Annotated in this window: 17 protein-coding genes; all 17 read right to left on the bottom strand. The window is 42.8% G+C overall.

Annotated elements, in window-relative coordinates; genetic code table 11:
* Window positions 1-880: 880 nt before the first annotated feature.
* Complete coding sequence (rplQ, locus tag I6E72_RS17105) at window positions 881-1282, bottom strand: 50S ribosomal protein L17 (protein WP_002959450.1); 402 nt, start codon at window positions 1280-1282, stop codon at window positions 881-883.
* A 39-nt stretch (window positions 1283-1321) separates the two neighbouring features.
* Window positions 1322-2308, bottom strand: a complete 987-nt coding sequence (locus tag I6E72_RS17100; protein ID WP_002959452.1) for a DNA-directed RNA polymerase subunit alpha — start codon at window positions 2306-2308, stop codon at window positions 1322-1324.
* Window positions 2309-2332: 24 nt separating this feature from the next.
* The gene (rpsD, locus tag I6E72_RS17095; protein ID WP_002959461.1) at window positions 2333-2953 is read right to left on the bottom strand and encodes a 30S ribosomal protein S4; all 621 of its coding nucleotides are present in this window, start codon (window positions 2951-2953) and stop codon (window positions 2333-2335) included.
* A gap of 21 nt (window positions 2954-2974) precedes the next feature.
* Window positions 2975-3361, bottom strand: a complete 387-nt coding sequence (rpsK, locus tag I6E72_RS17090) for a 30S ribosomal protein S11 (protein WP_002959471.1) — start codon at window positions 3359-3361, stop codon at window positions 2975-2977.
* A 12-nt stretch (window positions 3362-3373) separates the two neighbouring features.
* The gene (rpsM, locus tag I6E72_RS17085) at window positions 3374-3730 is read right to left on the bottom strand and encodes a 30S ribosomal protein S13 (RefSeq protein ID WP_007584664.1); all 357 of its coding nucleotides are present in this window, start codon (window positions 3728-3730) and stop codon (window positions 3374-3376) included.
* A 124-nt stretch (window positions 3731-3854) separates the two neighbouring features.
* Complete coding sequence (rpmJ, locus tag I6E72_RS17080) at window positions 3855-3968, bottom strand: 50S ribosomal protein L36 (RefSeq protein ID WP_002959476.1); 114 nt, start codon at window positions 3966-3968, stop codon at window positions 3855-3857.
* A 22-nt stretch (window positions 3969-3990) separates the two neighbouring features.
* A complete protein-coding gene (secY, locus tag I6E72_RS17075) occupies window positions 3991-5319 on the bottom strand; it encodes a preprotein translocase subunit SecY (protein WP_007584663.1) in 1329 nt (442 codons plus the stop codon).
* Window positions 5320-5329: 10 nt separating this feature from the next.
* Window positions 5330-5764, bottom strand: a complete 435-nt coding sequence (rplO, locus tag I6E72_RS17070; RefSeq protein ID WP_002959480.1) for a 50S ribosomal protein L15 — start codon at window positions 5762-5764, stop codon at window positions 5330-5332.
* 4 nt (window positions 5765-5768) lie between these two features.
* Entirely contained in the window at window positions 5769-5951 is a 183-nt protein-coding gene (rpmD, locus tag I6E72_RS17065; RefSeq protein ID WP_002959482.1) for a 50S ribosomal protein L30, read from the bottom strand.
* Between the two features lie 2 nt (window positions 5952-5953).
* Window positions 5954-6460: a 30S ribosomal protein S5 gene (gene rpsE, locus I6E72_RS17060; RefSeq protein WP_002959485.1), complete on the bottom strand. Its 507-nt coding sequence runs from the start codon at window positions 6458-6460 to the stop codon at window positions 5954-5956.
* Between the two features lie 9 nt (window positions 6461-6469).
* Complete coding sequence (gene rplR, locus I6E72_RS17055; RefSeq protein ID WP_002959486.1) at window positions 6470-6820, bottom strand: 50S ribosomal protein L18; 351 nt, start codon at window positions 6818-6820, stop codon at window positions 6470-6472.
* A 9-nt stretch (window positions 6821-6829) separates the two neighbouring features.
* Window positions 6830-7363, bottom strand: a complete 534-nt coding sequence (rplF, locus tag I6E72_RS17050) for a 50S ribosomal protein L6 (RefSeq protein ID WP_002959488.1) — start codon at window positions 7361-7363, stop codon at window positions 6830-6832.
* Between the two features lie 13 nt (window positions 7364-7376).
* Window positions 7377-7769 (bottom strand): 30S ribosomal protein S8, encoded by a 393-nt coding sequence (rpsH, locus tag I6E72_RS17045; protein ID WP_007584660.1) that lies wholly within the window; start codon window positions 7767-7769, stop codon window positions 7377-7379.
* 21 nt (window positions 7770-7790) lie between these two features.
* On the bottom strand, window positions 7791-8096 hold the full coding sequence (gene rpsN / locus I6E72_RS17040) for a 30S ribosomal protein S14 (RefSeq protein ID WP_010554914.1): 306 nt from the start codon (window positions 8094-8096) through the stop codon (window positions 7791-7793).
* A 10-nt stretch (window positions 8097-8106) separates the two neighbouring features.
* On the bottom strand, window positions 8107-8646 hold the full coding sequence (gene rplE, locus I6E72_RS17035; RefSeq protein WP_010554915.1) for a 50S ribosomal protein L5: 540 nt from the start codon (window positions 8644-8646) through the stop codon (window positions 8107-8109).
* Window positions 8647-8662: 16 nt separating this feature from the next.
* Window positions 8663-8977 carry a 50S ribosomal protein L24 gene (gene rplX, locus I6E72_RS17030; protein ID WP_002959496.1) on the bottom strand — a complete coding sequence of 105 codons (315 nt, stop codon included), beginning with the start codon at window positions 8975-8977 and terminating at the stop codon, window positions 8663-8665.
* A 10-nt stretch (window positions 8978-8987) separates the two neighbouring features.
* Complete coding sequence (gene rplN / locus I6E72_RS17025) at window positions 8988-9356, bottom strand: 50S ribosomal protein L14 (RefSeq protein ID WP_002959498.1); 369 nt, start codon at window positions 9354-9356, stop codon at window positions 8988-8990.
* Window positions 9357-9393: the final 37 nt, after the last annotated feature.

Below are 9393 nucleotides of genomic sequence, written 5' to 3'. Positions count from 1 at the left end.
ATTGCTTTATATTGTTAAAGAACGTTTTGAGTCGCTTTAGCGTCTCAAGGGATGCGAATAATACACCCTTTATTTTTTGAGTCAACACTTAGTTTTAAACTTTCTTTTGGAAGATTTAAAACCGAAGTTTTACTTAACACCCTGAGTTGTTCGTGCCTCGCTATGCGTTGGCGTTTCCCGTCTCAGTGGGGTCGCATTATAGGGAGATCCGAAAACAGATCAACCCTTTTTTGAAGAAAACTTGAAATAATGTACTGTTCGCTGAGTATTTGAGCTAAACGCTCAAAAACACAACTAAACTACCATTATTAATAGGTTCTTATAGCTATTTGAAATGAAAATTATGATAACTACTAACAGGTAGAGATATCTTTCGATCACCTATGTGGAAAAACTAACCAATAGAGTAAGAGTCGTATTGCTATAAATCATTTAAATTAATCAAAAGCGGATAATTGGATTGATCAGGCTATATTTTACATATCTAAGAAGGAAGTTTGCATGGGCCATAATGGTTAACTTTACTATGAGGTTCTTCGTACCGGTATATAGATAAGAGAGCCCACGTTATATTTTCTAATCAGATCTATAAGTAAAAACTTCGTTAGGCTTGCTTTAATTGTAGCTCAATTCGCAGCGGTATTATTAATAGCTGTAAATCACATATATAGTGGAAATGATCTTTGACTAGAATCTGATAGGCTATTTTGAATGAATGGTAAGTAAAGAGTAATTAGGTAGAGCTATTAAAGCAGCTGTCAAAACAACTTATCAATTCGTATATACTCACAATAGAAGGTAATTACTGGTTCATATAGTTTGACAAATTTTAGGCAAGAAAAAGCCGAGCATAGGCTCGGCTTTTAGGTTTCTTTAAGACTTACTCTGCAGACTGTGCGTCTTCTTGAACTGCTTCGCTAGTCGCTGGGCGACCAACTAGTTCAATATAAGCCATTGGTGCATTATCACCAGTACGGAAGCCACACTTAAGAATACGAGTGTAACCACCTGGACGATCCGCGTTACGTGGACCGATTTCACTGAATAATTTACCAACAACTTCATTATCACGCGTGCGAGCAAACGCTAAACGGCGATTTGCTACACTGTCAGTCTTAGCCAGTGTGATTAAAGGTTCAATTACACGACGTAACTCTTTCGCTTTAGGCAAAGTAGTTTTGATGATTTCATGTTTCACCAAAGAACCTGCCATATTGCTAAACATCGCTTTACGATGGCTACTGTTACGGTTTAATTGACGACCACTCTTACGATGGCGCATGACCCTATCCTTCTAACTAAACTAATATAGTGATTTAGATTATTCAGCTAAACTTGCAGGTGGCCAATTTTCTAGGCGCATGCCCAGAGAAAGTCCACGTGAAGCTAGCACGTCTTTAATTTCAGTTAGAGACTTCTTACCTAAATTAGGTGTTTTAAGAAGCTCAACTTCAGTGCGCTGAACTAAATCACCGATATATTGAATTTGCTCGGCTTTCAAACAATTTGCTGAGCGTACTGTTAATTCAAGGTCATCAACTGGACGAAGTAGAATAGGATCGAATTCTGGCTTCTCTTCTTTCTCTTCTGGCTCAGTTACATCACGTAAATCTACGAATGCATCTAATTGCTCAGCTAAGATAGTAGACGCACGGCGGATCGCTTCTTCTGGATCTAAAGTGCCGTTTGTTTCCATATCAATGATTAACTTGTCTAAATCTGTACGTTGCTCAACTCGAGCTGATTCAACCGAGTACGCAATACGTTCAACTGGGCTAAATGATGCATCAAGCAACAATCTACCAATTGGACGCTCATCGTCATCAGAGGATAAACGACTAGATGCCGGCACATAACCACGACCGCGTTCAACACGAATACGCATGCTGATCTCGCTGTTATTTGTAGTTAAATTACAAATAACGTGATCTGGATTAGCAATTGTTACATCGCCATCGTGCTGAATATCAGCCGCAGTAACAGGGCCTACACCAGATTTAGTCAGGGTCAGAAAAACTTCATCTTTGCCTTCTAACGTTACTGCTAAACCCTTAAGGTTTAATAGTATTTCAATGATGTCTTCTTGAACGCCTTCTTTCGCGCTGTACTCATGTAAAACACCGTCGATTTCAACTTCAGTTACTGCACATCCAGGCATAGATGAAAGTAATATACGGCGTAAAGCATTACCCAGAGTATGACCAAAGCCACGCTCTAGTGGTTCTAAAACTATTTTAGAACGCGTTGGGTTGATAGCGTCGATGTCGACTAACCTTGGTTTTAGAAATTCTGTAACAGAACCCTGCATGTTATCCTCTCTTAACTCTTAACTTTACTTAGAGTAAAGTTCGACGATTAGTTGTTCATTAATGTCCGCAGACAAATCTGAACGCTCAGGTAGGCGCTTGAAGCTGCCTTCCAGTTTCTTACCGTCAACTTCAACCCAAGTCGGCTTTTCACGTTGCTCAGCCAACTCTAGAGCAGCGATGATACGTGCTTGTGTCTTAGACTTCTCACGGATTACAACAGTATCTTCTGGAGTAATTACGTATGAAGGAATGTTCACAACACGACCATTAACTAAAATCGCTTTATGGCTTACTAACTGGCGTGCTTCAGCACGTGTGCTAGCAAAACCCATGCGATATACAACATTGTCTAAACGTTGCTCTAAAAGCTGTAACAAGTTTTCACCTGTGTTGCCTTTAAGGCGAGCAGCTTCTTTATAGTAGTTACGGAATTGCTTTTCTAATACACCGTAGATACGACGTACTTTTTGCTTTTCACGTAATTGTAAACCGTAATCAGATAAACGACCTTTACGGGCGCCGTGCTGACCAGGTGCAGTCTCAAGTTTACACTTAGAGTCGATAGCTCTTACGCCGCTCTTAAGGAACAGGTCAGTACCTTCACGACGACTCAGCTTGAGCTTAGGGCCCAAATATCTTGCCATGTTATTTCTCCTAACCTATTGTTAAACGCGACGTTTCTTCGGTGGACGACAACCATTATGTGGTATAGGCGTCACGTCAGTAATGTTGGTAATACGGTAACCAGCAGCATTCAAAGCACGTACAGCAGATTCACGACCTGGACCTGGACCTTTGATGAAAACTTCTAGATTTTTTAAACCGTATTCTTGAGCAGCAGTACCTGCACGCTCTGCAGCAACCTGAGCAGCAAATGGTGTAGATTTACGTGAACCACGGAAACCTGAACCACCGGCAGTAGCCCATGATAGTGCATTACCTTGACGGTCGGTAATCGTTACAATAGTGTTGTTGAAAGACGCATGAACATGAGCCATACCATCAGCAACTTGTTTTTTAACCTTTTTACGACGAATTGGTGTCTTAGCCATAATACTATCCCCTTATCGCTTAATAGGCTTACGAGGACCCTTGCGGGTGCGCGCGTTAGTCTTAGTTCTTTGACCACGTAGTGGTAAAGAGCGACGGTGACGTAGGCCACGATAACAACCAAGGTCCATAAGGCGCTTGATATTTAAAGTAACTTCACGACGAAGATCACCTTCAACAGTGTACTTGCCAACTGCATCACGCAGTACGTCAAGAATTTCGTCTGAAAGTTCACCGATTTTTGTGGTTTCGGCGATACCAGTCGCTACTAAGATAGCCTTAGAGCGAGTCTTACCTATGCCATAAATAGCTGTTAAACCAATAACTGCATGTTTATGATCAGGGACGTTAATGCCAGCAATACGGGCCACTAACACATCTCCTATATTCGAATTTGGTAATCATCTGTTTGAAAAGCCCGTAAGGATACTCAAACGAAGACCAAATTACTACTAAAAACACAGGCCGAGAAAACTCAGCCTGCACGCTGTTTACTTAACCTTGCCTTTGCTTATGCTTAGGCTCACTGCAAATTACGCGTACTACACCAGCACGTTTAATAACTTTACAGTTACGGCATATTTTCTTAACGGAAGCACGTACTTTCATTGCTCAACTCCGTAAACTGACCTTATCGACCGTAGCCTTTAAGGTTCGCTTTTTTCAGCACAGAATCATACTGATGAGACATCAGGTGAGTCTGTACTTGTGCCATAAAGTCCATGATCACTACAACGATAATCAAAACTGATGTACCGCCGAAGTAGAATGGCGTTTGCCACGCCATCGTCATGAATTCAGGCACCAGACAGATAAAGGTTATATACAAAGCACCTGCCAATGTCAGGCGTGTCATCACTTTATCAATGTATTTAGATGTCTGCTCACCTGGACGAATACCTGGGATAAATGCGCCAGATTTCTTAAGGTTATCTGCTGTTTCACGTGGGTTAAAAACCAACGCTGTGTAGAAAAAGCAGAAGAAGATAATAGCCGCAGCTAAAACAAGTGAGTACAACGGTTGACCTGGGGTCAACGTAGTAGCAACAGCTTGTAATACATCAGCGACTGGACCTTCACCTTGGCCGAACCAGCTAGCAATTGTACCAGGGAACAGAATTATACTGCTAGCGAAGATTGGTGGAATAACACCCGCCATATTTACTTTTAGTGGTAAATGCGTGCTTTGAGCAGCAAATACTTGACGACCTTGTTGGCGTTTAGCGTAGTTAACAACAATACGACGTTGTCCACGTTCGAAAAACACTACAAGATAAGTAACAGCGAATACGATTACCGCAACCATCAACAGTACAAAAACATTCAAATCACCTTGGCGCGCCATTTCGACTGTCGAACCAATAGCAGACGGCAAGTTAGCTACAATACCAACAAATATTAGAACAGAGATACCGTTACCGATACCACGCTCTGTTATTTGTTCACCCAACCACATAAGGAACATAGTACCAGTTACTAAACTCACCACTGCGGTGAAATAGAAACCCATACCAGGGTTAACAACTAACCCCTCCATCATGCCCGGTAAGCTAGAAGCAATACCGATTGATTGAATAGTAGCTAGCACAAGCGTGCCATAGCGTGTGTACTGGCTAATTTTTTTACGCCCTTGCTCACCTTCTTTCTTAAGCTCTATAAACGGAGGATACATATGCGTTAATAGTTGCGTAATAATCGAAGCCGAGATATACGGCATAATACCCAGTGCTAACACTGAAGCTCGCTCAAGTGCACCACCACTGAACATGTTGAACATCTCAACAATGGTGCCCTTTTGTTGCTCGAAGAAATCGGCAAGTACAGCGGCGTCAATCCCAGGGATCGGCACAAATGAACCTAGACGGTAAATTATGATAGCACCCAATACGAAGAGTAATCGGCGCTTCAATTCCGAAAGTCCACCTTGTGCACTTTTTGTATCTTGACCTGGTTTAGCCATTAGTACTTCCTTAGTCTTCTACCTTGCCTCCGGCAGCTTCAATAGCTTCGCGAGCACCTTTAGAGGCTTTAAGGCCTTTAACGGTAACAGCGCGTGAAACTTCGCCAGATTTAACAACTTTAACGAAAAGAACGTTCTTTTTAACTAGACCAGCTGCTTGTAACGCGCTTAGGTCTACCACATCGCCTTCTACTTTAGCGATTTCAAAAAGGTTTATTTCTGCAGATACTAAAGATTTGCGAGAAGTAAAACCAAATTTAGGTAGACGACGTTGCATAGGCATTTGACCGCCTTCAAAACCAACGCGTACTTTGCCGCCAGAACGTGATTTTTGACCTTTGTGACCACGGCCGCCAGTCTTACCTAGACCAGAACCGATACCACGACCAACACGTTTTGGAGCAGTTTTTGAACCTGCAGCAGGTGAAAGTGTATTCAAATGCATCGAATTAACCCTCTACCTTAACCATGTAAGAAACCTTGTTTATCATACCACGTACACATGCTGTGTCTTCTAACTCAACAGTGTGGTTGATACGACGTAAACCAAGACCGCGTAATGTAGCTTTATGTTTCGGTAAACGACCGATAGAGCTTTTTACTTGTGTTACTTTTACAGTTTGATTTGCCATGGTTACCCCAGTATTTCGTCTACGCGAAGGCCACGTTTAGCAGCGATTGACTGTGGAGAATTCATATTCTCAAGAGCCGAAATCGTTGCACGTACCACGTTGATCGGGTTAGTAGAACCGTAACATTTAGAAAGTACGTTCTGCACACCAGTAACTTCTAGTACTGCACGCATAGCACCACCTGCAATGATACCAGTACCTTCAGATGCTGGTTTCATGAACACTAGTGAGCCAGCATGACGTCCCTTAACAGGATGCTGTAATGTGTTGCCATTTAGGTCTACGTTGATCATGTTACGACGTGCTTTTTCCATTGCTTTTTGAATAGCAGCTGGAACTTCACGTGCTTTACCATAACCGAAACCTACTTTACCTGCGCCATCACCAACTACAGTTAGTGCAGTAAAGCTAAAGATACGACCACCTTTAACTACTTTAGACACACGGTTCACCGCGATTAGCTTTTCAGCTAGATCAGGCTGTTGTTGCTTTGCTTCTACGTTAGCCATAGTCTACTCCTAGAATTGCAAACCGGCTTCACGCGCAGCATCAGCTAGCGCCTTCACACGGCCGTGATATTTAAAGCCACTGCGATCAAAAGCAATCTTTTCGATGCCTTTGTCAGCCGCACGTTCAGCAACCGCTTTGCCAACTGCTTGCGCAGCTTCAACGTTACCGGTGCCTTTAACTGTTTCGCTAATAGCCTTTTCAACAGTAGAAGCAGCAGCCAGTACATTACCCTCAGCATTTACTACTTGAGCGTATATGTGACGTGGCGTGCGGTGGATAACAAGACGCGTTGTGCCTTGTTCAATATAATTTCTACGAGTGCGTTTAGCACGACGTAGACGAGCTGTTTTTTTATCCATCGTCTTACCTTACTTCTTCTTAGCCTCTTTACGGCGTACATTCTCATCTGAATAACGAACACCCTTACCTTTATAAGGCTCAGGTTTACGGTATGCACGAATGTTAGCAGCTGTTTGACCAACTAACTGCTTATCTACGCCCTTAACTAGAACTTCTGTTTGGCTTGGAGTTTCAATCGTAATTCCTTCAGGAACTGCGAAATTAACTGGGTGTGAGAAGCCAAGAGTTAAATCTAATGTTTTACCCTTAGCTGCAGCACGGTAACCCACGCCTACTAACTGAAGTTTCTTCTCGTAACCTTCATGCGTACCAACAACCATGTTGTTGATTAGAGCGCGAGCAGTACCTGCTTGAGCCCATGCATTAGCTACGCCATCACGAGGTAAAGTAGTAATAACGTTGTCATTAACTTGTACTTCAACAGCGTTGTTGATAGTACGAGTAAGTTCACCGTTTTTGCCTTTAACTGTGATTTCCTGGCCTTTTAATGTAACTTCTACACCGGCAGGAACAGTAATTGGTGCCTTTGCTATGCGAGACATAGTTCCCCTCCGATTAAGCTACAAAACCAATGATTTCACCACCAACACCAGCACTACGTGCTGTGCGGTCTGTCATTAGGCCTTTAGAAGTTGATACGATAGCGATACCAAGACCACCCATTACCTTAGGTAATTGGTCACGTTTCTTATAGATACGTAGACCAGGGCGACTTACACGCTGGATATTTTCAATTACAGCTTTGCCTTCGAAGTACTTCAACTCGATAGAAAGCTCAGGTTTAGTTTCACCGTTAACGGCGAAATCTACGATATAACCTTCGTCTTTTAGTACTTTAGCTAATGCTACTTTCAGCTTTGAAGTTGGCATCGTTACAGATACTTTCTTCGCTGATTGACCGTTACGAATTCGTGTAAACAAATCCGCGATAGGATCTTGCAAGCTCATAGTCTTACTCCCATGATTCTATTACCAGCTAGCCTTTTTAAGGCCAGGAATTTCACCGCGCATAGCTGCTTCGCGAACTTTAATACGGCTCATGCCGAATTTGCGAAGGAAACCATGTGGGCGGCCCGTAATGTTACAACGATTACGTTGACGTGCAGGGCTAGAATCACGAGGTAAAGCTTGTAGCTTAAGTACCGCGTCCCAACGATCATCTTCAGATGTATTAACATCACTGATGATAGCTTTTAGTGCCGCGCGCTTTTCAGCGAACTGAGCAACTAGTTTTGTGCGCTTTGCTTCGCGCGCTTTCATAGAATTCTTTGCCATAACCCTACCCTTATTTCTTAAATGGGAAGTTAAACGCTTCTAACAACGCACGGCCTTCCTCATCAGATTTCGCAGAAGTAGTGATAGTAATATCCATACCGCGTACACGGTCTACTTTATCGTAATCGATTTCTGGGAAGATGATTTGTTCACGTACGCCCATGCTGTAGTTGCCACGTCCATCAAAAGACTTAGCACTTACGCCACGGAAGTCACGAATACGTGGGATAGCGATTGATACCAAACGCTCAAAAAAGTCCCACATACGCTCGCCGCGTAGGGTTACTTTACAACCAATCGGGTAACCTTCACGCACTTTGAAGCCAGCAACAGATTTGCGTGCTTTAGTGATTAGAGGTTTCTGACCAGAGATTGCTGCTAGATCCGCTACTGCGTTATCTAAAATCTTCTTGTCAGCTAGGGCTTCGCCCACGCCCATATTCAATGTGATCTTTTCGATCTGAGGGACTTGCATGACAGAGCTGAAACCAAACTTCTCTTGAAGTTCAGCAACTACTTTGTCTTTATATACTTCATGCAGTTTCGCCATCATTCTACTCCAACTATTAGATAGTTTTACCAGTAGATTTAAAGATACGTAATTTCTTACCATCTTCAATCTTGAAACCTACACGATCAGCTTTACTCGTTTCCGAGTTGAAGATCGCAACGTTTGATGCATCCATAGATGCTTCTTTCTCAACAATGCCGCCAGCTTGGTTCAATTGTGGAACCGGCTTTTGGTGTTTCTTGATCAAGTTTATGCCTTCGACAAAGATTCGACCAGATTCAGTAACAACTGAAAGCACTTTTCCGCGCTTACCTTTGTCTTTACCTGCTAGTACGATTACTTCGTCATCACGACGTATTTTTGCTGCCATGATTGGCTCCTTACAGTACTTCTGGGGCTAGTGAAACGATTTTCATGAACTTATCATTACGAAGTTCGCGAGTCACAGGGCCGAAAATACGTGTACCAATTGGCTGCAAGTTATCATTTAAGATAACAGCCGCGTTGCTGTCAAAACGGATCAGAGAACCATCTGGACGGCGAACACCTTTTCTGGTACGCACAACTACCGCGTTTTTAACATCACCTTTCTTCACTTTACCGCGAGGAATAGCTTCTTTTACAGAAACTTTAATGATGTCGCCAATCGCTGCGTAGCGACGGTGTGAACCACCAAGGACTTTTATACACTGCACTTTGCGAGCGCCGCTGTTATCAGCAACTTCCAGCTGAGTTTGCATTTGGATCATGTTAATGACCTCCGGTGTAGTAATTACAACGTGTCTA

Origin of the sequence: Pseudoalteromonas sp. NSLLW24 (genome assembly GCF_015864725.1) — a bacterium.
Lineage (GTDB): Bacteria > Pseudomonadota > Gammaproteobacteria > Enterobacterales > Alteromonadaceae > Pseudoalteromonas > Pseudoalteromonas arctica.
Note: the sequence above shows the minus strand (reverse complement) of the source record. Positions and strands in the feature narration are given on the sequence as shown.

What these genes read in the sequence shown, in the direction of transcription:
- rpsD (WP_002959461.1), bottom strand. Translation starts at nt 2,953, where the DNA reads ATGGCAAGATATTTGGGCCCTAAGCTCAAGCTGAGTCGTCGTGAAGGT.
- rplF (WP_002959488.1), bottom strand. Translation starts at nt 7,363, where the DNA reads ATGTCTCGCATAGCAAAGGCACCAATTACTGTTCCTGCCGGTGTAGAA.
- rpsE (WP_002959485.1), bottom strand. Translation starts at nt 6,460, where the DNA reads ATGGCTAACGTAGAAGCAAAGCAACAACAGCCTGATCTAGCTGAAAAG.
- rpsN (WP_010554914.1), bottom strand. Translation starts at nt 8,096, where the DNA reads ATGGCAAAGAATTCTATGAAAGCGCGCGAAGCAAAGCGCACAAAACTA.
- rpsK (WP_002959471.1), bottom strand. Translation starts at nt 3,361, where the DNA reads ATGGCTAAGACACCAATTCGTCGTAAAAAGGTTAAAAAACAAGTTGCT.
- rplO (WP_002959480.1), bottom strand. Translation starts at nt 5,764, where the DNA reads ATGCATTTGAATACACTTTCACCTGCTGCAGGTTCAAAAACTGCTCCA.
- I6E72_RS17100 (WP_002959452.1), bottom strand. Translation starts at nt 2,308, where the DNA reads ATGCAGGGTTCTGTTACAGAATTTCTAAAACCAAGGTTAGTCGACATC.
- rplX (WP_002959496.1), bottom strand. Translation starts at nt 8,977, where the DNA reads ATGGCAGCAAAAATACGTCGTGATGACGAAGTAATCGTACTAGCAGGT.
- rplQ (WP_002959450.1), bottom strand. Translation starts at nt 1,282, where the DNA reads ATGCGCCATCGTAAGAGTGGTCGTCAATTAAACCGTAACAGTAGCCAT.
- rplN (WP_002959498.1), bottom strand. Translation starts at nt 9,356, where the DNA reads ATGATCCAAATGCAAACTCAGCTGGAAGTTGCTGATAACAGCGGCGCT.
- rplE (WP_010554915.1), bottom strand. Translation starts at nt 8,646, where the DNA reads ATGGCGAAACTGCATGAAGTATATAAAGACAAAGTAGTTGCTGAACTT.
- rplR (WP_002959486.1), bottom strand. Translation starts at nt 6,820, where the DNA reads ATGGATAAAAAAACAGCTCGTCTACGTCGTGCTAAACGCACTCGTAGA.
- secY (WP_007584663.1), bottom strand. Translation starts at nt 5,319, where the DNA reads ATGGCTAAACCAGGTCAAGATACAAAAAGTGCACAAGGTGGACTTTCG.
- rpmD (WP_002959482.1), bottom strand. Translation starts at nt 5,951, where the DNA reads ATGGCAAATCAAACTGTAAAAGTAACACAAGTAAAAAGCTCTATCGGT.
- rpmJ (WP_002959476.1), bottom strand. Translation starts at nt 3,968, where the DNA reads ATGAAAGTACGTGCTTCCGTTAAGAAAATATGCCGTAACTGTAAAGTT.
- rpsH (WP_007584660.1), bottom strand. Translation starts at nt 7,769, where the DNA reads ATGAGCTTGCAAGATCCTATCGCGGATTTGTTTACACGAATTCGTAAC.